Genomic DNA, 22,607 nt, shown 5'->3' on the forward strand with positions numbered 1-22,607 from the left:
GCGTTATGACCACCGAGGCCACCACGACCGACCTCGTTGCCTTCGACAAGACCTGGCAGGAATGGCACCGCGCCCAAGAGGCCCGGCTCGCCGCCCCGCACGGGTTCCTGGCGATCACCAGCCTGCACTGGCTCGACGACCGGCCCCGCCGCTTCCCGGACGCGCCCGGCGCATGGCGCACCGGACCCGAGGGGGTCGTGGTGAACCTCGACGACGGCGAGGAACTGGTCGTCGGCGGAACGCCGATACACGGTGAGCACCGCTTCGGAGTGCTTCCTGAGCGCAGCAGCGTCGACGCGGTCTGGGGAGACGCCGTCATCGAGGTCGCCAAGCGCGGCGGCAACGACATCGTGCGCCCCCGGCACCCGGACGCGCCGCTGCGTACGGCCTTCACCGGAACGCCCGCCTACGCCCCCGACCCCCGCTGGGCCGTGACGGGTCGCTACATCCCCTTCGACGCGCCACGGCCGACCACCGTGGGCGCCGCGGTCGAGGGCCTGGAGCACGTGTACGACGCTCCGGGCAGGATCGAATTCGAGCTGGACGGTCATCGGCTGTCCCTGACCGTGTTCCCCGGCCCCGGTGCGGGCACGCTGACGGTGCTCTTCACCGACGCGACCTCCGGGATCACCACCTACGCCGCCAACCGTGCTCTGTCCGTCGAGCAGCCCGCCGCCGACGGTACGGTCGTCCTGGACTTCAACCGCGCCGCGAACCTGCCGTGCGCCTACACGGACCTGGCCACCTGCCCCCTGCCCCCCGCCGAGAACCGGCTGCCGGTGGCGATCGAGGCGGGCCAGAAGATCCCCCGGGAGCGCGACGGTTCCTGACCGGGCTCAGCCCGCCGGAATCACCGACGATCCCTCAAGCGCGTGCCCCTGCAACCGGGGCCCGACGCCTTTCCCCCGACCCGGTGGTCGGCGACGGGCCGGTGTCCGCGCTCGACGTACCCGTGCACGGCCCAAGTCCCGACCGACCGGGAGGCGGGCCGGCATGGTGCTCCGGCCGACGCAGCGCAGGCGCCCCTCGGAGTCGTACCGACCCGGCATGAGGGTACACGGGGCCCCTCTGGGAGCCCGCCCTCCCGCAGATCGCAAAAGCGTCCGCCCTGGGTTCGAACGGCCTCATGACATCTGCGGTCGTACCGGTCACTATGCTGCCGGGGTGACCGCGCAGTCGCCCTCTTTGCTGACCCTGGAAACCGCCGGGGACCTTCAGCGCATGCTCCGAGCCGAGATCGGGCCGGGCCTCAGCGAGCGGGAACTCGACGCGGTCGAGGCGCGGTTCGGTTTCACCTTCTCGGCGGACCACAGGGTCTTCCTCGCCGCCGGGCTCCCGCACGGGTCACGAAGCTGGCCGGACTGGCGCGACGGCGACCCCGAGGACCTGGCCGAGCGGCTCTCCCGACCGGTCGAGGGTGTGCTCTTCGACGTCGAGCACAACAGCTTCTGGCACCCCGCCTGGAGCCCGAGGCCCGCAGAGACGTCCGACGCGCTGCAGATCGCACGGTCCGAGTTGGCGACCGTACCGCAGCTGGTCCCCGTCCACAGCCACCGCTACCTGCCTGGCACAGCAGGCGAATGCGGGCACCCAGTGCTGTCCGTCCACCAGACCGACATCATCATCTACGGCAACGACCTCTCCGACTACGTACGGCACGAGTTCACCGGCCGGGCGAGCAGGCTCCCGGCCCACGCGACTGTCGGTTTCTGGTCGTACTTCGTCAACGGCGGTCCCGGCATCGACGTCACCGCGCCCACGCCGTACACCCCTTACGCCGTCAGCGCGCAGGAGGCGATCGAATGCCTGCGGATGCTGGCCCTGGAGCGCCTGATCGGCCGACAGCACCACCCGTACCAACTGATCGAAGCAGGGCTCACGGCACTGGCTCTCGGCGTCGAGACGGAGTCGCTTCCGCTGCTCGCCGGCCTGTCACGCACCGAGCACGAGAGCGCCGACGCGCTCTTCGACCAGGTACTGGCCGAACTCGGTCTGCCCGAGGGTCTTCCCGGCGACGACACCGACATCCCCTGGGAAGCGGCACGCTGGGAGCTCGTGCACTGGTGGCTCCGGCTGATCGTGAACGGGAGTCTGGCCCCCGGAGCCGGCGGTGACGTGATCACGTACGAGGGCTGGGGCGCATTGGCCCGGCCCCAGTCGCTTCAGCCGCTTGTCGACAAGGTCGATACGTACAACGAACGGGACGCGATCCGGCGCAGAACACGCGAGCAAGCGATCGTCACGGAGGCCGAACGGCTGCTCGCCGGTCCCTGGCCACCACTGGACCGATCTCCTGGACAGTCAGGTTTCGGACTGCCGGACGACCCAACGTCGCCGAGGTACCGCTGAGATGCGAGCTCGCTGGCATCCTCTCCCCCTGAAGGGGGAGATTCCTGCCCAAGCCGTGAAGTACGCGGCCCGCACGGTCCGGCCGGCGAGGACACCTGCAGCTCCTCTGCCGCACAGCCGACAAGCCTCCGGCCGGCGCACCACCGTCCGGGGACGGGCGAGCACGCTACGACAGGCGTGCCGGGTGTGAACGGTCGCCCAGCAGCAGGGCGACGAGGCGTTCGATGGTCTGCCTCACGTCCGGGGGATCGTCGGGGCTGCGGGTCATCAGCAGATGGTGGACCGTGCCGACGAGCGCAAGCGCGGCCGTGACGGCGTCGGTGTCGTGCGCCACCCGCCCGAGGTGCCGTTCCGCTTCCAGGTAGCCGGCGATCGACTGCTGCATGGCGGTGAAGCCCGGCGCGCCCGACTCCAGTGCCTGGCGGGTGTGGAGCGAGGCGCCCGGCCGGGTCATGGCGAGGCTGACGACCGCCGCGGGCAGGGAATCCAGCAGGGCGAGGGCGATCTCGGCGAGGTTGTCCGCCACGCGGCCCTGTCCGGCTCGCCCGGTCAGTTCTTCGGCGTGCCGGGCACTGCGGGCGAAGCGGTCCAGGACGAGCTCCGAGATGAACTCGTCCAGACCCGAGAAGTGGGTGTGCAGGACTCCCTTGGCGCAGCCCGCCTCGTCCGTGACCGCCCGGCTCGTGAGGGCCGAGGCGCCGTCGCGCGCCACCACCCGTTCCGCGGCCGCGAACAGCCGCTCCCGCAGATCGGGAATCGCCACTCCACGCGGTGACATCAAGAGCTCCCTTCGAAGAACCCGTTGCAGGTATGGGCGAGCGCCCATACTGTTTGGGCATACGCCCATTCTAGATGCCACCCCCTTACGGGCAGGCGGCAGGCTTGGAGACATCACATGGACGACGTCGTCGACAGCGCTCAGGTGCGGGCGTGGAACGGCTATGAAGGCAGCCAGTGGGCGCGCAGCAGAAGCCGGTGGGACGCCATCAACGAAGGCTTCAACCGGCCACTCCTCGACGCGGCGGCGATCGGTGACCGCGACAGCGTGCTGGACATCGGCTGCGGCGCCGGCCGGACCACCCTGCTGGCCGCCGAACGGGCCCCGGGCGGCCGGGCCCTGGGCGTGGACCTGTCCGGGCCCATGCTGGAACAGGCCCGCGCGAGCGCCCGGCAGCACGGGCCGGCCAACGTGTCCTTCAGCCAGGGGGACGCCCAGGTCCACCCCTTCACACCCGCCGGGTTCGACGTGGCCCTCAGCCGCTACGGCGTCATGTTCTTCGCCGACCCCGTCGCCGCCTTCACCAACATCGGCCGCGCCCTGCGCCCTGGTGGCCGTGCGGCGTTCATCTGCGCGGCGGAACCCGGGGAGAACGAGTGGATCCATGCCTTCGGCGCGCTGCGCGGCATCCTGCCGGTCGGTGACTTCGGCAGGCCGGGAGCGCCGGGGATGTTCTCGCTCGCGGACCGCGCTCACGTGCTCGGCATCCTGTCCGCCGCCGGTTTCGAGAAGGCTGAAGCGGTGCGGGTGGAGGCCGCCGGCAACTGGGGGCAGGACGCGGCCGACGCGGCGGCGTTCATGCTGGACTCCGGTCCGGGACGCCACATGCTCGCCCAGGCAGGAGCGGAGCAGCACACGCTCGCTTCCCGCACCTTGACCGACGTCCTGCGGGCCTACGAAGGGGACGGTGGCGTGTGGCTGCGCAGCGTGGCGTGGCTGGTCACCGCCCGCCGCCCCCGGGGCGGGAAGGGATGAGCGGGCACCTCTCCCCGGCGGGCGGCGCGGGGCGACCGGCTCGCTCCGGCGGCGGGCGGATCCTGGTCGTCGGCGGTTACGGAGCCGTCGGTGCGACGGTGACGGCCGTGCTCGGCAGCTGGTTTCCCGGCCGGGTGGTGGTCGCAGGACGCAGCGAGGCCGCAGCCAGGCGGCTCGGTGGTGTCCGCGTCGATGTCGCCGACCCGGACGGCTTGCGCCTGACGCTGGAGGAGCTGGGTGACGTGCTGCTGGTGGTGCTGTGCGTGGAGCCGCCCGACAACGGCGCGGCCCGCGTCTGCCTGGAACGCGGCATCCACCTCGTCGACATCGGTGCCACCCGTGGGCTGCTGGAGTCGGTTGCAGCCCTGCACGATCTCGCCGCCCGCACCAGGGCGACGGCGGTCCTCAGCGTCGGTGTCGCGCCGGGGCTGTCCAACCTGCTCGCCCGCCGGGCGCACGAAGCCGTCCACGGCGCGGAGCGGATCGACCTCACCGTCCTGCTGGGCGCCGGCGAGCGGCACGGCCTCGACGCCGTTCGCTGGACGGTCGAAGGTCTCGCCGAGGCACCGGCCGCCCGCCCGACACGCACTGTGCTGCCCGGACACGGGCTGCGCACGGCCCACACCTTCCCGTTCTCCGACCAGCACACACTGCCCCGGACCCTCGACGCGGGGAGGGTGACCACCCGTCTGTGCCTGGACTCGAGGCTGTTGACCTCGGTGCTCTTCGGGCTGCGGCGCGGCCCGCTGCTGCGGGCTGCCCGCCGGCCGGCTGTGCAGAGAGCTCTCACGGGCATCTTCAGCAGAATCCACCTGGGCGGCGACGGATTCGCCGTGCGAGCCGACGCCTGGCGCGGCGATCATCACGCGGCCTTTGCCCTCACCGGACGCGAGCAGAGCCGTGTCACCGCACTCGTCGCAGCGCACGTCGCCCGGGAACTCCTCACCGGCGTCCCGCCCGCCGGGGTCCATCACATCGAGCAACTTCCCTCCCTGGCCTCGCTCCCCGAGGCGCTGGAGCCGCACGGTGTCGTCCTGCAGCGCCTGTGAGCACTTCCCTGCCGTACGGCCTCGTCAGGGAGCGCGGCAGAGCCGGCCCAGCCGCGGACCTCCTTCCCCTCGGCGGTCCGCAGCAAGATGCCCCACAGGGCTCAACGGTCCGTCAGCCCTGGGTGTCCGGCACGGGTATCCGCCGAGGCAGGTGAGTGGCGATGTTCTGGTACGGCCACGAGATCAATCGACGAGGAGGAGTACCGGCGCCGCCTGAACGCCCTGCACGTCGGCCCCTCCACCAGACCCTGAGCACCGGCCGCATCCGTTGCTCGGTACGCCCGTTGTCAGACGCCGCTGGCAGCATCACCACCATGAACGCCATCTTCACCACCCCTCCGCGGCCGTTCGACGTCACCGCGCTCTTCCCCCAACTGGCCCCGCTGGCACGCACGGCGACCCGGCTGCACCCGCGGCCCGGGTCGCCGACCGTGCACGACAGTTCCGTCGGCGGGCCGCTCCTGTGGCCCGCCGACGAGCCGTGGCCGTACTGCCACGAGCCGCACGACAGCCGTGTGACGAGAGTGGTGCACTCCCCGGACGACATCAGGCTCTTTCGCCGCAGGCAGGTGGCAGCGGCCGAGCGGCTGCGCCTCGACCCCCAGGCACCCACGGTCACACCCGAGGAACTGGAGGCCGCGCAACGGTTCCGCGAGGGCCGCCCGTGGTTCGACGGCCCGATCGCCATGATTCCTGTGGCCCAGCTCCACGCCCGCGACATCCCCTTCCCGTGCCCGCCCGACGCGGACCTCCTCCAGGTCCTGTGGTGCCCCTTCGACCACGAGATGGCCCACCCCAGGACCGCACTGTTCTGGCGCTCCTCCGCCACCGTCACCGACGTCCTCGGCACACCGCCCGAGCCGCCGATCGTCCAGTCCGTGAGCTACCTCCCGGAGCCGTGCCTGTTCTCACCGGAGCAGGTCACCGAGTTCCCCCACCCCAGGGAGCTGGACAAGGAACTCCGGGACCAGCTGGACGACATGAGCCGCTGGGAGACGATCGACCCCGCGCTGTACAGCAGTTACGCGGACGACCCGGGCGAGCTCTACCTGAACAGCCTCTCCACCGCCCCCGGCTGGAAGACCGGCGGCTGGAGCAGCTGGCCCCGCACCGACCCCAGACCCCGCCCCTGCCCCGGGTGCGGCACCGAGCAGACCCCGCTCCTCACCATCGCCTCCTGGGAATGGGACGGCGGCAGCGAGACCTGGATCGCCGAGGAGGAACCGACGAACCCGGCCCCGCCTCCCCCGGGCGCCCAGGACGGCAACTTCACCTTGATCGACATCATCGGCGGCTACGACCTCCAACTCCACGTCTGCCCGGCATCCCCGGACCATCCGCACATCGAACTGCTCCCGTGAGCCCTGCGGAGATCCTCTGCGCCGACGCATACACCACTGTCGGTACCGCGATCGACTCTCCGGTCAGCAGCCTTGGCCAACCACCAGACGATCCAAACGACATGCCTGATGCGGGAGTGCAAATCCAACGGCGGATCCGACGGTCACGGGAGAGACGTCAAGTGACTGATACCGCGGTGGAGTCGGAGACCGTGGAGCCTGTCGAGAGGGTACAGACCAGGTGCAGGCGCAGGCCCCGGAAGAAGCGGCTGCGGCTGGCGCGGTAGCCGTATTCGGCCCAGCCTGCCAGGTCGGGATGTTCCTTCAGCGTGTCGTCGGCCGTCGCATAAAGTGCTGCCGCGAGGGTGTTCACGTCGTTCGCCACAAGACGGTCCTGGACACCCTCGTTCTCGTCTCCGCAGGCACCCCTTGGACCACACCACCAGGAGGACCCGGTGTCATACCCGCAACCGCTCACCCCCGAGGAGAAGCTCGCCGACGCGAAGAAGCAGCTGAGCCTCCCGCGTATCGTCGTGATCTGCGGCTCCACCCGTTTCATGGCCGAGATGTCCGCGGCCGATCTGCGGGAGACCAGAGCCGGAAGGATTGTCGTCAAGCCGGGTTGCGACATGAAGTCGCCGCACGAACTCTGGTCCGATCCTGTCGAGGCCGAGGCGCTGAAGGTTCGGCTCGGCGATCTGCACCGGGCGAAGATCCGGCTCGCCGATGAGGTGCTCATAGTCGGCGACCACATCGGAGACAGCACCCGCACCGAAATCGCCTACGCCCGGTCGCTGGGCAAGCCCGTGCGGTTCACGCACCCCGAAGTCGACCCCGACGCCTGACCGCCCACCCCCACACCCTCCGCAGGCACCCCTTGGAATTGATCATCTAGTGCTGGATTCCTCTTCAGCCGGGTACATGTGCTGGTGGCGGAGTGATTCGGGTGCTCGGGGGCGGGTGCGGGATCGTGGTGTTACGAGCACGTCCGGGCCGTGACGAGAACGAGAAGCAGCTGGTGCAGCGGCTGGCGCGGGCGCGTGAAGCGCCGCGTGATCTGGTGCCGCGGGCGCGGAGAATGGGCATCGACGTCGGCCGCAGCCAGGTCCGGCGGATCCTGTCGGCCGAGTGAGTGCGCCGGCGCCGCACCCGGTCCTGGACCCGCTCGAAGGACGCGGAGTTCGGAGGAAAGGACACGGATCATCGAGGCCCGCCCTGCGGGCGACGAGAGTGAGCAGCACGCCGTAGAGCAGCACCAGGTCGTGGCGTGCCACCGGCAGCTCGGGCAGCAGCCGGGAACCGGCCATGCCCGCGAGCAGGAACGCGGCGAAGACGCAGCAGCGTGCCTGGAGCAGTCCGAACCGCACCAGCGGACGTCGGCACTGGTGGGCAGTGGACCGCCCACCAGTGCCACTGCTCAACGGTCGCAGTTGATGTTCTGCATCGGGACGGCGCTGGCTGAACTGAGCGTCCATGCAGTGCCGGTCCAGATGACGACCGGGCTCGCGGTGCCCATCCCGCTCGCTGTGTTGAAGCCCTGCCCGGTGACGGCAGCACAGATGGCTTGGGCTTCGATTCCCGCGAGCCTGATGTCGAGTCCGTTGATCTTCGGGCCTCCGCACGTTGCAGTGGTCGCGGTCACGCTCGTGCTCGTACATGTAAGCGTCGCGTCGCGCACGATCTGCGTCGCGAGGAACTGCCCGAAGATCGGCTGGGGCGCCGCGGGGCCGGTCGGCCCGGTCGCCCCGGTGGCTCCGGTCGCCCCGGTGGCTCCGGTGGCGCCGGTGGCCCCGGTCTCTCCCGTCGCGCCGGTGGCGCCGGTGGCCCCGGTCTCTCCCGTCGCGCCGGTGGCGCCGGTGGCCCCGGTCTCTCCGGTCTCTCCCGTGGCCCCGGTGGCTCCGGTCGCCCCGGTCGGCCCAACGGGCCCTGTCCGGCTCCAGGTGACCATGCTTTCGCCGACCCGCAGGCATCGCTGCCCGGCCTCGTAGTCGATGACGCGGAGACTGCCGGAGAGGCGGCTGTAGCACCCTGTGTAGACGCCGTTGGCGCCGGGGATGTCAGCGTGCGCCAAGCCGCTGAACGTGCCGGTCATGCACAAGGCGCTCGCGGAAAGAGTGACGGATTTTGCGAACCCAGCGCCGGGAATCGAATTCCGCAGCAATCGAAGCATGGAAACTGGCCTCCTGATGAGCGCTGATGCCGTGTGTGATGGTTTTCTCCACCAGGCCGAAGTGCACCACACACTCATTCACGGATTCCTCCTCTGGGCAGGTGTACGGTCGTACTCCACGCGGTCGGCGTAGTCGGTCCTGTCAGGCCAGTCGCCATCCTGCGTCGTCAGAGCCCTGGTCTCCATCGGGGCGACGTACCCGCAAAGGGGTGCTTGCGCAGGCGGGTGCGGTTGCACTCGACCTCGATGAAGCGGAAGTCGTCAGCGCGGACCGCCTCGTGGGATTCCCGGACGGTTGTGCCGATCTCCGCTTTCATCAGTCCGAAAAAACTTTCGGCGGCCGCGTTATCGTGACAGGATCCCGTTCTGCCCATGCTCCGCCGCAGCCCCAACTCTCTTATGGGACCGCGGTATTCGCGTGAGGGGCGCTCCGAGCCGCGGTCCGAGTGCGCAGTACAGCACCCCTCGGAGCACCTCCACCGGCAGCCATCTTCAGCGCATCGACCGCAAGCTCTGCGCGGTGGTGCTAGGTCATTGCGTACCCGATCACCTCACGGGTGGCCAGGTCGATGACCGTCGCGAGCGCTGTTCCCGGTTCTCCCGCCGCAAACGGCGCAGCTCTTCCTTCTCGTCGCCGGTCGGTGCGCCGGGGCCCCTGGCTCCGGTCGGCCTTGTCCTGGCTGACCCAGTTGCGCAGCCCTTCAGGGCTCACCCCGCTCTCCCGGGCGGCCTCGGTGACCGTCTTCCCCGACGAGCAGACCGGCGCGACCGCGTCGCGCTTGAACTCGGCCGTGTATCGCTTGCTCGTATTGCTCTTCTTGCTCGCTGCCTGGAACTGCTTTCTCCGGGACCTTCCGTCCCGGCATCAGGCTCTCCGGTCCACAGGGAGGAACTTCACGTTTACGGGTGCCGCGGGGCTGGGTGCAGGGCTCCTGCTCGGGCGGGTGGGCGCCCGCAATGGCCCGTTGCCGTACGGTACCGGCGTCGAACTCCAGCGGTTCACGCCAGACAGGCTGCCGTGAACGGGGATGCGTTGCCGGTCCGGGCGGTCCGGTGTGGCGGGCGGGGCGACCGCCGGTGTCACAAGGCGCCGTACAGCAGCAGCGCCAGGCCGATGGCGAGTTCGGGGACGATCGCGGCGGTCGAGGGCGGCTGTGACGGGCCGGGGGCTGACCTCCGGTCAGCAGCATCACCGGGGGCCGGGGCGGATCTTGTCGGCCGGGCCGATCCGAGGTGTTCACGGCCTCGCCGGTTCAGCACCGGCGAGGCCGTGGGGCTCAGGAAGGCAGCGTCCACTGTTGGGCCGCAGTGGTGTTGCAGTCGAATGTCTGGAGCTGGGTGCCGTCGCGGTCACTGGATTCCGGGACGTCCAGGCATCGACCGGACCGCGGGTTCACCAGTGCCTTGGTGGAGGTGTTGTAGGTCCACTTCTGTTTGGAGCCCCGTTGCAGCTCCACAGTGCAACCGGGCTGTGGTTCCCGGTGCCGCCGCCTGCGATGTCCACACACTTGCCGAGGCCCCGCAGGGTGCCCTCGGGCGTCAGGGCGAACTGCTGAGCGGCGGAGTCGTTGCACGACCACAGCTGGATCTTCGTCCCGTCGGCCGCGGAACCATGGTCGATGTCCAGGCACTTCCCTGCGATGCCGGACCTCACCGGCCCGGTGGGCACCGGCACAGGGCCCGGTGGCTCGGGGCCGCCGTTGCCGCCGTAGGACGGGGGCGCGGAGGACGGAGCGGTGGCCCAGCCGGTGTTCGCACTGGTGCCCAGGTCGACCTTCAGGACGCCGCCGTTGGTCACGGATGACGGGGGGAGACAGGCGTTGTTCCAGTTCGATCCGTTGAGGGTGGCACTCTGGATGCAGGGCGCGTCGGTCGCGGCCTTCGGGGCGTCGACCACCATCTTGCCGCCGTTGCCGAGGGTCACGGTGACATTGGTGAACAGAGGGCTTCCCATGGCGGGGTTGAAGACGTTGCGTCAGTCCTGTGCCCGGTTGGCGAACTGGTCCCGTGTGGCCGTGTCGCCCAGGGCGCCGGCGAACGCGGCGGTCGCGAAGTCCTGAGCGCTGTACTCCAGCAGAGTCGCCACCGAACCGTAGAAGTCGCGTGGGTACGTGCCGTCCGCCGGCAGGTACCCGTGCTTGGTCTGAAGGTCCAGCCCCATCCGGATGGGGCTGGACGTGGTGCCCTGGACGGTGTGGACTTTCCCGTCGAAGCCCCAGTACTTTCCGTCGCTGTCGCTGAGCAGGTTGGGATGCAGCAGTGCGTGATACAGCGCGGTGCAGAACACCTCCTGCTGGTCCGCGGTCCCTCCCGTGATCGCGACCTTTCCCAGCAGGTCGTTCGATGCGGTCCGATGCGTTGACGTGACTATGTCGCGCCGTTACGTTCGGAGAGCGCTCTCCCCCAGTCCCAGGGCACCTCCCCCCATCGTGATCAGACGTCAGGAGCCTCTTCCGTGAAGCCAAAGAGATCCACGTCAGCCGCCCTTCTCGCTACTCTGACAACGTTGTCCACCCTCGTGGTCGGTGGACCACCGGCGGTCGCTGCCCCGACGGTCGTGTGCAACAGGTACTGCGACGCGCGGGATCCGGCGCTCAGCCCCCAGGACCGTGTCCCGGTCACCGCCACGGTCGCCTCACGGTCGATCGCGCTGCACTTCGACGATGCCGACGCGATGGGGTGGGCGTCCATCGACAACGGCGCGGCCGGTGACCGTGTTTGGCTGGACCGGTCCATGGACGGTGGCCGGACCTGGGAGTCGGGCAGCCGTCTGGGCGACACGGCGGTACCTTCCGGACGTACGGGCCGGCGCACCCAGATGTTCAACGTCGACGACTGGAACACCCGGGGAGTCGGAGCCCTCCGGGCCTGCGGGCAGCCGGCCGGAGGCTCCATCGCGTGCACGCCCTGGGCGCGTACCACCTGGAACGCGGGCAGCCGGAGCACCGCGGCGGCCACCGCGCTGATGATGTCGTTCGACCGGAGCAGCAAGCTCTTCGGCGGCAACGGCTGGTGGACCGCCGCCAATGCCCTGACGGCGGTCATCGACAACATCCGGATCAGCGGCATGGGCAGCTACACGTACGCGATCGCCGAGATCTACGACAAGAACATCAACGCGCAAGGGGGGCAGTTCCGCAACGAGTACCTCGACGACACCGGGTGGTGGGGTCTGGCCTGGATCGCCGCGTACGACCTGACCGGCGACCGCCGGTACCTCGACACCGCGCGGGCCGACGCGGACCACATGCACGCCAACTGGAACAACACCTGCGGCGGCGGGGTCCGGTGGAGCACGAACGGCAACTACAAGAACGCGATCACCAACGAGCTCTTCCTCCAGCTCACCTCGGCCCTGCACAACCGCCTTCCCGGTGACACCGTCTACCTGGAGCGGGCGAGGAGCGAATGGAACTGGTTCCGGCAGAGCGGGATGATCAACGGCGACCGCATGATCAACGACGGTCTCACCGCTGCCTGTGCCAACAACGGCCAGCCCACGTGGACGTACAACCAGGGCGTCATCCTGGGCGCGCTGACCGAGTTCCACAGAGCCACCGGCGACGCCGGCCTCCTGACCACCGCACGCGGCCTGGCCGACGCTTCCACCGTCCGGCTCCAGACCGGCGGCGTCCTGCGCGAACCGGGCGAGAGCGACACCTGTGCGGGAGACGGCCCGAGCTTCAAAGGCGCCTACGTACGCGGCCTCGGCATCCTCAACCGCCGGCTGTCCGACCACCCCTACAGCCCCGCCCTCACCCGCTGGGCCGACAGCGCCTACACCCGCGACCGGAACGCGCTCGACCAGTACGGCCCGCACTGGAGCGGCGGCAGCGGAACCACCGGCCACGGCTGCCAGCAGAGCGTGCTCGACCTTCTCAACGCCGCCACGAACTGAGCAGTGCAGGACCGGAATCACCAGGCTGTCGACTCCTCAGGGGGCCGTCCCGGAGTCGGTGTTCGCAACGGGATCGGGGGCGGCCGCGTCACCACGAACTTCACCGTGCGTCTGCCTCCTTCGCCGTCCTGCGCCAAGACACCTGTGTGCTGCAGAGTTCCTCGTCGGCCACGACGGGGAAGGATGCTCCTCGGAACGGGACCCGAATCGGGCGTCGGCTCCCGCAGGACGCGTGGCGTCGCCACGTCGCCTACCTACCCGCTGCCAGCCCCGCCACGAGTGCGGCGACCACGTCGGGCTCCCGCAGGAACGGCGTGTGGTCGCTGTGCCAGGTCAGGGTATGGGTCGCTCGCTTCGCCAGGCGGCGTTGGACCTCGGGGGAGACGGCGTTGTCCACGTCGCACACCACATATGTGCTTGGCACCCGTCGCCACGCCACACGCTCGGGCGACTGGTCGCCCGCGCTCATCTCCTGCGGTACGAGGCCGGCAGCATGAACTGCGGCCTGATCGGGACTGCACATCCCGAAGAGAGCACGCGCCGCGCCCCGCGGATCGAGTCGCGTGACCCCGGGCTCGTCGGTGGGCCGGATGGCTTCCGTCAGGGCAGTGGGTTGCTCTTCGAGCATTCCCAAGGGAGTCTCCTCGTCGGTGGGCATGACGGCGGCCAGGTAGACGAGGTGCGAGGCCGCCCCGTCGGGCAGGTTGGTGATGACCGCCCCGCCATAGGAGTGTCCGCACATCACGGCGCGACCGCCCACACGCTCGACGGCGTCCAACACCGCTGCGGAGTCCTTGGCCAGTGATCCGCGGTGCAGTCGAGGGACCGCAACGTCGAAACCGTCCTCGCGAAGCCGCTCCGCGACCGGTGTCCAGACCGCGGGCTGGAACCAGGCTCCGTGGACCAGCACGATCGCACTTCTGCGGCTGCAGGGCGCCTTGTCCACTGCTTCTCCTCTGCTCGGGTGTATGCCTTCGGAGGCTTCCTTCACGGACAAGAGGCACCAAGGCACCGAAAGGATTCACCTCGGCTGCACGGATTCGGATCCCGCATCCGCTCCTGGCGCCGCCGGCTCGCCGCAGACCACCGGCCCGTCCCCGCAGAGCTGGAACCAGCAGGTCAACCGCACCACAACCATCCCCGGCCCGGAAGATTCCGTCATCCCGGGCATGCCAGGTACACCCGTCCACTCGGTCCGGCAACCCACCGCGCAGCCCGATCCCCTCTGGACGATCGGTCCCAGGGGACGGTGGTCATTGCGGGTCGCGGGCTGCCTCCACCGCCTCCCGGACGTCCGGGTGGGGGTCGTCGGCGAGGCCGTCCAGCAGTTCGGTGACTCCTGGGGTCGACCAGCGGGCGACCGCCCACACCAGATCCTCCCGCACCCCCGGGTCGGGGTGCGCGGCGAGACGGCTCAGCTGCGCGAGCGGGCCGCGCCGGCGCATACCGAACCAGTGCAGTGCCTCCCGCAGCGCGGCCGGGTCCCCGGGATCGTCCGCTGCGACGCGGGCGAGCAGCACCCTGACGGGCGGCGGCGGACCATCCAGCGGATGCGGCAGCCGCTCGCGCAGGCGCCGTGCCCCGTACCCGCCGCGCACCCGGCATCCGAAACAGGTGCAGGGGCGCACACCGTGGGCGTCCGGCAGATACCGCCAGCCCGCCACCTGCGGCGCAGTGCGGACCCGGTGCACTTCACGCGGGCGGATCGCCCGAGGGACGAACACCTCCCACCCACGCGGGTCCTGCAGTGCCGTGATCCGCCGCACCGCCTCTGACGCGGAAACGGTGACCTGGGCTTCCCTCGCCCGGTCGGTATAGCGGCCGACCAGCACGTCCTGGGCGTCGTCGAGCCGCACATGGACTGCGACAAGCCCGCCCCGACTGCCGAAACGGGCCAGCTCGCGCACCCATTGATGGGTGAGGGTGTGCGACGGCAGCACCGGGAAGCAGTAGACCCCGCGCGCACCGCCCTGCCCGTGGCTGGCCGCCCGGATGCCGGATCGCCGGACGCGCGACGCATTCGCCGCTGAGGTCAAGTGCACAAACATCGCCATGACATGGACTTTAGGTGACTGATCTGCGCCGTTCTCGCCGGGTTACGCAAAAAACTCCAGCGCAATGCAGTTGAGTTCTGCGCAGAAGACCGAGGGCCCACGGCTGGACGAGGGCCCACAGCTGCAGGACGACTTCGACAGCGAGCTGCGAGGTGTGTGCGAATGGTTCGGCGCCTGCCCGTCATCCGCTCGTGGAAGCATCGGGCCGGAGATGCAAGCGCACTCCGCGTGACGCTGTCCCGCCGTGCGGGAGCACTGGATCGCACGGCGGGACGGCCGGCCTCGAACGGCTCTCGCAGCACCCTTTGCGCTGTCCGGTGCCGGATTTCCACTCGTTCACGAAGGTCGCGACCGGCGGTGTGGCATTGATCACGGCTGACATGCTTCCGATCGAGGTGCCTGCAGATCGATTCTGACCCGGGACGAGAACTCACTTCAGAGTCGAGGTCTTCTTCAAGCCGTTGACGGCCAGACCAGCGAACGGAGAACTTTCGTGATTGTCGGAGTCCTCAAAGAAGCGCGGGCGGGTGAGAGTCGCGTTTCGGCCACCCCGGCCACGATCGAACAGATCCGCAAACTGGGATACGAGGTCGTCGTCGACCCGGGCGCGGGTGTCGCGGCCGGTTTCACCGATGACGCCTACGAGGCCGCCGGCGCGACCGTCGGGGAAGCGGCGGCCGCGGACGTGGTGCTGGGGGTCAATGCCCCAAGTCCGTCCCAGTTGGACGGGATGCGGCCGGAGGCGACAGTGATCGCCCTGTTCGCGCCGGCCTTCGACCCGGAGATGGTCGAGGATCTGGGCCGGCGCCCCTTCACCGCACTGTCGATGGACGCCGTGCCCCGCATCAGCCGCGCGCAGTCGATGGACGTGCTGTCGTCGATGGCCAACATCGCCGGCTACCGGGCCGTCATCGAGGCCGCGCACGAGTTCGGGCGGTTCTTCACCGGGCAGGTGACCGCCGCGGGCAAGGTTCCGCCGGCGAAGGTGCTCGTCGCGGGCGCCGGCGTCGCCGGTCTGGCGGCGATCGGCGCTTCGGGCTCGCTCGGTGCGGTCGTACGGGCGACCGACCCGCGACCGGAGGTGGCCGACCAGGTCCGCTCGCTCGGCGGCGAGTACCTGTCGATCGCGTCGCCGGAGGTCGAGGTCTCGAAGACCGGCTATGCCAAGGAGATGGGCGACGACTACAAGGCGCGCGAGGCCGAGCTCTATGCCGCGCAGTGCCGCGAGGTCGACATCGTCATCACCACCGCGCTGATCCCGGGGCGCCCCGCGCCGACGCTGGTCACCGCGGAGATGGTGGCGAGCATGAAGCCGGGTTCGGTGGTCGTCGACATGGCGGCCGCCAACGGCGGCAACGTCGTGGGCACCGTGAAGGGCGAGAAGGTCGTCACCCCGAACGGCGTGACGATCATCGGCTACACGGATCTGGCGGGCAGGCTGCCTGCGCAGGCGTCGCAGCTGTACGGCACGAACCTGGTGAACCTGCTGAAGCTGATGACGCCGGACAAGGACGGCTGCCTGGTCCTTGACTGGGACGACCCGGTGCAGCGCTCGATCACCGTCGTACGCAAGGGCGAGTCGGCATGGCCTCCTCCCCCGGTCCAGGTCTCCGCGGCTCCGGCCTCGCCCACGGCGCCCACGGCGGAGCCGGCGCCGAAGAAGCCGCCGATGACGGCGAAGCAGAAGTTCGGCGGCGTGGCTCTGGGCGCGCTGGCGCTGTTCCTCACCGCCGGGTTCGCGCCGGCGGCGCTGCTGCCGCACGTGACCGTCTTCGTACTCGCGATCGTGATCGGCTACTACGTGATCGGCCATGTGCACCACGCGCTGCACACGCCGCTGATGTCGGTGACGAACGCGATCTCCGGGATCATCGTCGTCGGCGCGCTCCTGCAGATCGGCCACTCGAACACGGCGGTCACCGTGCTGTCGTTCGTGGCGATCCTCCTCGCCAGTATCAACATCTTCGGCGGCTTCGCGGTGACGCGTCGCATGCTCGCCATGTTCAACCGGAGCTGACATGTCTGCGACTCTCGCCGCACAAGCGGCCTACCTTGTTGCCGCGCTGCTGTTCATCCTGGCGCTGGCAGGACTTTCCAAGCACGAGTCGGCGCGGCTCGGCAACGCGTTCGGCATGCTCGGCATGGGTGTCGCACTCGTCGCGACGGTCGTGCTCGCGGTGGACGGCGACATCAGCGCCGCCGGTCTCGGTCTGATTGCGGTCGCGATGCTCATCGGGGCGCTGATCGGCCTGCAGCGGGCCCGCGGCGTCGAGATGACCGGCATGCCCGAGCTCATCGCGCTGCTGCACTCCTTCGTCGGCCTGGCGGCCGTACTGGTCAGCTGGAACGGTTACCTGAACGTCGAGCACGACCCCGACGGCCACGAGGCCAGAGCTCTGGACGCACTCGGCACGCTGGGCATTCACCACGCCGAGGTGTTCATCGGCCTGTTCATCGGCGCGGTGACGTTCACCGGCTCGATCGTGGCGTACCTGAAGCTTTCGGCGAAGATCGACTCCAAGCCGCTGGTGCTGCCGGGCAAGAACGCCCTGAATCTCGGCGTGCTGGTCCTGTTCGTCGCGCTGACCGTGTGGTTCGTGATCGCGCCCGAGATGTGGCTCCTGATCACCGTGACCGCCCTGGCGCTCGCCCTCGGCTGGCACCTGGTCGCCTCCATCGGCGGCGGGGACATGCCGGTCGTGGTCTCCATGCTCAACAGCTACTCCGGCTGGGCCGCGGCCGCCTCCGGCTTCCTGCTCGGCAACGACCTGCTGATCATCATCGGAGCGCTGGTCGGCTCCTCCGGCGCCTACCTCTCGTACATCATGTGCAAGGCGATGAACCGCTCGTTCCTCTCCGTGATCGCCGGCGGCTTCGGCCTCGAGGCGCCCTCGGGATCGGACGTCGACTACGGCGAGCACACGGAGATCACCGCCCAGAGCGCCGCCGAGCTCCTGGGCTCGGCCCGGTCGGTGGTCATCACGCCCGGCTACGGCATGGCCGTCGCGCAGGCCCAGTATCCGGTCGCGGAGCTCACGTCGAAGCTGCGCGCCAAGGGTGTCGACGTACGGTTCGGAATCCACCCGGTGGCCGGCCGCCTTCCCGGCCACATGAACGTCCTGCTGGCCGAGGCCAAGGTGCCGTACGACATCGTGCTCGAGATGGACGAGATCAACGAGGACTTCGCCAAGACCGACGTCGTCCTCGTGATCGGCGCCAACGACACGGTCAACCCGGCCGGAGCCGAGGACCCCGGCAGCCCGCTCGCCGGCATGCCGGTCCTCAACGTCTGGGAGGCGGGAAAGGTGATCGTGTTCAAGCGCTCGATGGCCTCCGGATACGCAGGCGTCCAGAACCCGCTGTTCTTCAAGGAGAACACCTCGATGCTCTTCGGCGACGCGAAGGCCCGGGTCGAGGACATCGTCGGCGCGCTCTGACGTACCGGTGGTTCCCGGGGCCGGGGTCCGCCTTCAGGCAGATCCTGCCCGGAACGGGATGGAAGAGACTGACCGCCGCCTCGCAGGAGGTGGCGGTCCAGTCATACCTGGTGGCGATTCCGCGGAAGCCTTCGAGGCGGTCGAAGCAGCATCCGGCGATGCCACTGGCTTCGGCTCGTCAGGACGACGTGGTTTCGTCGAGGGTGAGGCCGATACCGGCTGTGAAGCCGTCGAGGGCGTGGGGCCGGCACTGGAGGCGTTCGAGCCGGTTGCGGACGAGGGCTTCGAGCCGGGCGAGGGCCATGACGGCGAGGTCGGCCAGGCTGCGTTCGACGTGCGCCCACACGCCTTCGACGGGATTGAGGTCGGGCGTCCGGAACGCCGGCCGCTCACCGTCACGACCGGGGGCGGCCCCGCCTGCCCCAGGTCCGTCCGCGGGGCGGCCGTCGTGTGAAGCCGGCTTCGCCCTCGAAGCAGATGCAGCACCCGCTTCACCCGTCGACGGACCACGAGCGGCTCGGCCATGGTGCGCCTGCTCCACACATGGAATCTGCCGTAAGGCTGCGCCCACTGCGTGACGGGCTGCACACTGCCGGTCAGGGAGGCCGCCCTCGGTTCGGCTTCCGCGCGACGACAGGAGAACCCGTGCTGATCCACCCACTGCCGATCGGCATGTTCCTCAAGTCCCTGCTCTCGGCGGCCGAGAGCTGCGGATACCTCGGCGCCGTAGTGCTCCTCGCACGGACGCGCGACGCGAAGGCACAGCACCGCGAACTGACCGAGGACTGGACGAGCGTGCACGACCTCACCGGCCCGGCGCTGGCGGTCTTATGCCCGCTGCCGCCGCACGCGTGGCCCGGCGGCGTGAGGCACCCCACCGAACCGGCGGCGGTGTCGGCCGAGGGTATGACGCTCGAAGTTCCATATATGCGGGAGCGGTTCGACAAGAAATTCTGGGACGATCTCGGGCCCGGATGGGACAAAGCCCTCACGAAGCCCGAGCGGCCGGCCCCCGCCGAGGTGCACGCGAGCGGCTGGACCCAGGCGGTCACCGACGCGGCGGAGTTCTTCGGGATCGAGGAGTCGCACGTTCCCTGCATGGTCCTGCTGAGCATGCGCGAGAAGCACGGCACAGTGATCCCGATCGACGAGTCCTTCGGGATCTACGAGTTCCTCAAGAAGCTCATGGAACACGTGGGACTCGCTCCCGTGAGACTCGGAAGGGCGCTCGACGAGCGCAAGCGGCTTCAGCGCCAGGTCGGCCGGTACGGCCTTGCTCCCACCCAGGTGCGGTCCCTGAACCGGAAGCTGGCCAAGGCGGAGGCCCTGGCACCCGAGCTGATCGCGGACTGCCGGGCCCGGGTGGAGACCCTCACACGGACCGAACCCTCCGACCCGGACCTACGGGTCCTGCGCGAGGTGTCCGACCTGCTGCGCTCGCCACGACGACAGGCCGAGCGGCACAACCTGCGCATCCGCGGACTCCTCGGTCAACTGGAGCGCGTGATCGGCACGCTGGAGACGCAGCGCCCGGCCTGGGAGGAGTCCAGGCGGTCCCGGGAAGCGCTGGCAACAGTCGAACGCGAAGTGAGAGTCCTGCGCAGCGAGGTCGCCGCCATCAGCCTTTCCAGCCTGATCCCGCGGGTCGCGGCCGAACTCCACGAGGAAGGCATGGCTCCGACGTCTCGGCTTCCCGGCTGGTCGTTCAGCCGCCTCGGCCGCCGCCCGCGCACGGACGAGGGCCGTCCGGACAGTCTCCCGGGGGCGTCGACGGCAGGCGAGACAGTGGCTCCGGTCGCTGTGATCCTCACAGCGCTGTCCGTGGAGTACCAGGCCGTCCGGGCTCACCTCACTGACGTCGAGACCGTCGTGCACCCCTCCGGTACCCGTGCCGAGCGCGGCCGTCTCGCCGGGACCTCCGGGTACGTCGCGCTCGCCGAGATCGGCGAGGGCACCCTGACCGCCGCCGCCCTCACCGAACGCTTCCACACCTGGCTGCACCCGCAGGCCCTGCTCTTCGTCGGCGTCGCAGGCGGGCTGAAGGACGACATCGAGGTCGGGGACGTCGTGGTCGCCACCAAGGTGTACGGCATCCACGGCGGAAAGCAGACCCCGGAAGGCTTCCTCGTACGGCCCGAAGCCTGGCGCACCTCCCACCGCCTCGAACAGGCAGCCCGCCACGCCCTGCGCGGCAGGGCCCGCTTCAAGCCGATCGCCGTCGGGGACATCGTGCTCGCGGATGCCGCCTCAGCGGTCGCCCGCCACCTGCACGAGCACTACAACGACGCCGTCGCCATCGAAATGGAAGGCACGGGCGTCGCGCAGGCCGCCCACCTCACCGGCGAGCTGGACACCCTGATCATCCGCGGCATCAGCGACAGGGCCGACACGCACAAGCATGAACGCGACGCCGAGGGCTCCCAGCCGAAAGCCGCCCGGAACGCGGCCCAAGCCGCGTTCGCCGTCCTGCAAGAACTCAGCGCAGCCGATCCCGCGGCCGGCCCTCTGCCGCAACGGTCGGTGAAGGGACCGTAAGAGGACGCCTGGAGCAGGCAGATCACCCTTTATGCCCTACTGCGCTCTGCGCTCACGCATGAGCGAGGCGGGGCGCGGCGGGGCATCCGCAGCGGGCACGGGACGCGCGCCAAGCCGCTTCAGGCCGTGACCCCGGCGATGAACGCAGCGAGTTCGCGGGGTCCGCTGGATCTTCTCCTCCACGGCGAGCGTCTCGTGGAGCTGCGAGCCCACACTCGCGTCCTTCCTGCCCCGCGCGTACAGCGGACAGGCGAGGCCCTGCGCATACAGGCGTCCACGATGTCATGCTGCAGCCCCGCCCTGCTGGCCTTCGCTGCGACCATGAAGGAGACGCCCCCGGTGTGCGTGGTATGCACACCGAACACATGCTGCGCTGCCCGGCGCAGATGTGGCAGGCCCGCTGTGCCGAACTCGCCATCACCGCAGCGATGCTGTCCATTCGTCAGGTCAGCGAGCAGATCCGGGGCACCCCGCGGCTTCCCTTCCGTTCGAGTCCGAGGACTTCGAGGAGCGCTGCGATGCCTGCACGGCCCCGACCTGTGACCTCGCCCAGCACGTCCGGGAGCCGCCGCTGTCCTTCACCGGCGAGCCCCTCAGGTGCTGCCCTGTAGGACAAACCTGCGGGCGGGCCCTGGCGTATTCGCCGTCCGCAGCCAGGTCGAAGGCGCCCGTCAGGCTGTCACCCGCGCCTGCCTGGATCGGGGAGCGCGGCGGCGGACGGTCCGGACGCCGTGCCGGCCTCGTCGGCAACCTTGCCTGCGGCGAACACAGTTCGAGCAGACGGCACCCTTCGTGACCGGACGGCCTGCCGAGCGTCCTCGGAGTCCTGGAAGGGAACACCTGCCGCTCGTGACGGCGCGTCATGATCACTCGCCTCGAAGCAGCTCCAGCCCGAAATCACTCCGCCGTACGCATGGGCCTGTGTCAGAATCATGCCGGTTGCTGAGTTGAACTCGACTCCCGAGCCGTTTCAGCTCACTGCGATGTGTGTGATCGCCATCCTCGCCGTCTGTCCGTCGTTCGATCTGTGGGAGCGACTCAAGAGGGGCAAGGTGATCATCATGAAGCGTTGGGCCAGGTGTAAGGGCCAGTCAGTGGCCGCCGCGCTGGAGTGGGTGCCTGCTCTGTGGGATCTCATTCACAACGCGGAGTCGGGTTGAGCTCAGCAACCACCTCCAAGCCCTCAGGGGGTGGCAAGGGAACGTGGGCCGACGCGCCGGCTGCGGTACGGCAGAGAACCTCAGCGACCGGCCCCTTGCCGAGTTCCTCCTCCAGCACGGCGAACTGAGCATCGGTGACGGTCGGGGAGTTCGCCGGACCCGCCGAGCGCAGGGCCTCCAGTCCACCCTCGCGCCAGGCACGGCGCCGGCGTTCCACCGACCTCACACTCACCCGCAGGTCCTTCGCGATCACCGCGGTCTTCTCACCCGCCGCGAACCACTCACCGGCCTGAAGCCGGATCCCCCACGAAACGCCCGCCGCTCAGCGGTCAGGCCCCCACCCTCCGGATACCTCACCCCACCGGCATACCGCAGGGATCATGAACCGTCACCACCCGATGACGACCCGAAAATCTCAGTACTTCACCGAAGGCGCCCACGACACCTCTGCGCCGTAGCATCCCCTACTGGAGAACGGCTTCAGCTCAAACGAAAATTCCGTCACAGGTGCTCCATATCTCTCCGAGTGGTTCAGCCCGGCCGCCGGGTCAGAACTACTTCATCGGGTTCGCTGTCTCCGGGAGGCCGCCCTTCACCTTCGCGGTCTTGTCACCTGCCCGGTCGAGCGCCATGCCGACGCCGGCTCTGATTCCCGGCCACTGCACAACGGTCTTGGCGCCGCCCTGCACAGGCGTCGCCACGAGCGATGCCCCGGTGCCGGACAGGGGCGGCTCTCTCAACTCCTTCTCCTCCGGCCTCGCCCAGGGCAACCTCCCCCACCTGGCGACACCCGACGCACTCACCGGGAAGGGCGGGCGCCGTCGCTGGACCCCCCACCGCATCCTCGGACAAGCCGCCCAGC

General features: G+C 69.6%; 20 protein-coding genes and 3 pseudogenes. 11 read left to right on the top strand and 12 right to left on the bottom strand.

The genetic code is table 11. The annotated features are described in order from the left end of the window. Positions 1 to 5: 5 nt before the first annotated feature. A complete protein-coding gene (locus ACIQGV_RS18345) occupies positions 6 to 830 on the top strand; it encodes a DUF1684 domain-containing protein (RefSeq protein ID WP_402495945.1) in 825 nt (274 codons plus the stop codon). A 334-nt stretch (positions 831 to 1,164) separates the two neighbouring features. After that, complete coding sequence (locus ACIQGV_RS18350; RefSeq protein WP_402495946.1) at positions 1,165 to 2,349, top strand: hypothetical protein; 1,185 nt, start codon at positions 1,165 to 1,167, stop codon at positions 2,347 to 2,349. Positions 2,350 to 2,515: 166 nt separating this feature from the next. Here ACIQGV_RS18350 and ACIQGV_RS18355 read toward each other — a convergent pair whose 3' ends face one another. Beyond that, positions 2,516 to 3,127 (bottom strand): TetR family transcriptional regulator, encoded by a 612-nt coding sequence (locus ACIQGV_RS18355; protein WP_402495949.1) that lies wholly within the window; start codon positions 3,125 to 3,127, stop codon positions 2,516 to 2,518. Positions 3,128 to 3,244: 117 nt separating this feature from the next. Between ACIQGV_RS18355 and ACIQGV_RS18360 the strand changes: the two genes are divergently transcribed. The 3 genes from ACIQGV_RS18360 to ACIQGV_RS18370 all read left to right on the top strand — a co-directional run bounded on the left by ACIQGV_RS18360 (position 3,245) and on the right by ACIQGV_RS18370 (position 6,512). Beyond that, a complete protein-coding gene (locus tag ACIQGV_RS18360; protein WP_402495951.1) occupies positions 3,245 to 4,102 on the top strand; it encodes a class I SAM-dependent methyltransferase in 858 nt (285 codons plus the stop codon). Further along, the gene (locus tag ACIQGV_RS18365) at positions 4,099 to 5,151 is read left to right on the top strand and encodes a saccharopine dehydrogenase family protein (protein ID WP_402495952.1); all 1,053 of its coding nucleotides are present in this window, start codon (positions 4,099 to 4,101) and stop codon (positions 5,149 to 5,151) included. The genes ACIQGV_RS18360 and ACIQGV_RS18365 overlap by 4 nt, the downstream gene beginning before the upstream one ends. A 314-nt stretch (positions 5,152 to 5,465) precedes the next feature. Beyond that, positions 5,466 to 6,512, top strand: coding sequence for a hypothetical protein (locus ACIQGV_RS18370; RefSeq protein ID WP_402495956.1), 1,047 nt, complete (start codon positions 5,466 to 5,468; stop codon positions 6,510 to 6,512). 157 nt (positions 6,513 to 6,669) lie between these two features. Here ACIQGV_RS18370 and ACIQGV_RS18375 read toward each other — a convergent pair whose 3' ends face one another. Then, positions 6,670 to 6,876: a hypothetical protein gene (locus ACIQGV_RS18375; protein WP_402496398.1), complete on the bottom strand. Its 207-nt coding sequence runs from the start codon at positions 6,874 to 6,876 to the stop codon at positions 6,670 to 6,672. A gap of 70 nt (positions 6,877 to 6,946) precedes the next feature. On the opposite strand from ACIQGV_RS18375, the gene ACIQGV_RS18380 reads away from it, so the two are divergent. Then, positions 6,947 to 7,336, top strand: coding sequence for a hypothetical protein (locus ACIQGV_RS18380; RefSeq protein ID WP_402495958.1), 390 nt, complete (start codon positions 6,947 to 6,949; stop codon positions 7,334 to 7,336). A 125-nt stretch (positions 7,337 to 7,461) separates the two neighbouring features. Further along, a complete protein-coding gene (locus tag ACIQGV_RS18385) occupies positions 7,462 to 7,623 on the top strand; it encodes a hypothetical protein (protein ID WP_402496399.1) in 162 nt (53 codons plus the stop codon). A gap of 133 nt (positions 7,624 to 7,756) precedes the next feature. Here ACIQGV_RS18385 and ACIQGV_RS18390 read toward each other — a convergent pair. The 5 genes and pseudogenes from ACIQGV_RS18390 to ACIQGV_RS18410 all read right to left on the bottom strand — a co-directional run. After that, positions 7,757 to 7,966 (bottom strand): annotated as a pseudogene (locus tag ACIQGV_RS18390) (hypothetical protein); the annotation flags it as partial. Further along, entirely contained in the window at positions 7,909 to 8,661 is a 753-nt protein-coding gene (locus ACIQGV_RS18395) for a hypothetical protein (protein WP_402495960.1), read from the bottom strand. The pseudogene ACIQGV_RS18390 and the gene ACIQGV_RS18395, both read right to left, overlap by 58 nt. A gap of 526 nt (positions 8,662 to 9,187) precedes the next feature. Beyond that, positions 9,188 to 9,454, bottom strand: a pseudogene (locus ACIQGV_RS18400) (transposase); the annotation flags it as partial. 553 nt (positions 9,455 to 10,007) lie between these two features. Continuing rightward, positions 10,008 to 10,615 (bottom strand): annotated as a pseudogene (locus ACIQGV_RS18405) (ricin-type beta-trefoil lectin domain protein); the annotation flags it as partial. A gap of 21 nt (positions 10,616 to 10,636) precedes the next feature. After that, entirely contained in the window at positions 10,637 to 11,032 is a 396-nt protein-coding gene (locus tag ACIQGV_RS18410; RefSeq protein WP_402496381.1) for a glycoside hydrolase domain-containing protein, read from the bottom strand. A 135-nt stretch (positions 11,033 to 11,167) separates the two neighbouring features. Here ACIQGV_RS18410 and ACIQGV_RS18415 point away from each other — a divergent pair, with 135 nt between their 5' ends. Continuing rightward, a complete protein-coding gene (locus tag ACIQGV_RS18415; RefSeq protein WP_402495963.1) occupies positions 11,168 to 12,559 on the top strand; it encodes a glycoside hydrolase family 76 protein in 1,392 nt (463 codons plus the stop codon). A 250-nt stretch (positions 12,560 to 12,809) separates the two neighbouring features. On the opposite strand, the gene ACIQGV_RS18420 is transcribed toward ACIQGV_RS18415, so the two are convergent. Beyond that, a complete protein-coding gene (locus ACIQGV_RS18420) occupies positions 12,810 to 13,505 on the bottom strand; it encodes an alpha/beta hydrolase (protein ID WP_402495966.1) in 696 nt (231 codons plus the stop codon). Positions 13,506 to 13,812: 307 nt separating this feature from the next. Continuing rightward, positions 13,813 to 14,613 (bottom strand): HEAT repeat domain-containing protein, encoded by an 801-nt coding sequence (locus ACIQGV_RS18425; protein ID WP_402495969.1) that lies wholly within the window; start codon positions 14,611 to 14,613, stop codon positions 13,813 to 13,815. Positions 14,614 to 15,106: 493 nt separating this feature from the next. Between ACIQGV_RS18425 and ACIQGV_RS18430 the strand changes: the two genes are divergently transcribed. Together ACIQGV_RS18430 and pntB are read left to right on the top strand one after the other, a co-directional pair. Further along, entirely contained in the window at positions 15,107 to 16,630 is a 1,524-nt protein-coding gene (locus ACIQGV_RS18430; protein WP_402495971.1) for a Re/Si-specific NAD(P)(+) transhydrogenase subunit alpha, read from the top strand. Position 16,631: 1 nt separating this feature from the next. Then, the gene (gene pntB, locus ACIQGV_RS18435; protein WP_402495973.1) at positions 16,632 to 18,050 is read left to right on the top strand and encodes a Re/Si-specific NAD(P)(+) transhydrogenase subunit beta; all 1,419 of its coding nucleotides are present in this window, start codon (positions 16,632 to 16,634) and stop codon (positions 18,048 to 18,050) included. Positions 18,051 to 18,228: 178 nt separating this feature from the next. On the opposite strand, the gene ACIQGV_RS18440 is transcribed toward pntB, so the two are convergent. Then, positions 18,229 to 18,396 carry a hypothetical protein gene (locus tag ACIQGV_RS18440; protein WP_402495976.1) on the bottom strand — a complete coding sequence of 56 codons (168 nt, stop codon included), beginning with the start codon at positions 18,394 to 18,396 and terminating at the stop codon, positions 18,229 to 18,231. Between the two features lie 299 nt (positions 18,397 to 18,695). Here ACIQGV_RS18440 and ACIQGV_RS18445 point away from each other — a divergent pair, with 299 nt between their 5' ends. Further along, positions 18,696 to 20,585 carry a hypothetical protein gene (locus ACIQGV_RS18445; RefSeq protein WP_402495979.1) on the top strand — a complete coding sequence of 630 codons (1,890 nt, stop codon included), beginning with the start codon at positions 18,696 to 18,698 and terminating at the stop codon, positions 20,583 to 20,585. Positions 20,586 to 21,719: 1,134 nt separating this feature from the next. On the opposite strand, the gene ACIQGV_RS18450 is transcribed toward ACIQGV_RS18445, so the two are convergent. Beyond that, complete coding sequence (locus ACIQGV_RS18450; RefSeq protein WP_402495982.1) at positions 21,720 to 21,998, bottom strand: hypothetical protein; 279 nt, start codon at positions 21,996 to 21,998, stop codon at positions 21,720 to 21,722. Between the two features lie 301 nt (positions 21,999 to 22,299). After that, positions 22,300 to 22,485 (bottom strand): hypothetical protein, encoded by a 186-nt coding sequence (locus tag ACIQGV_RS18455; protein ID WP_402495984.1) that lies wholly within the window; start codon positions 22,483 to 22,485, stop codon positions 22,300 to 22,302. Positions 22,486 to 22,607 lie beyond the last annotated feature (122 nt).

Origin of the sequence: Streptomyces sp. NPDC093094 (assembly GCF_044754345.1) — a bacterium.
Lineage (GTDB): Bacteria > Actinomycetota > Actinomycetes > Streptomycetales > Streptomycetaceae > Streptomyces.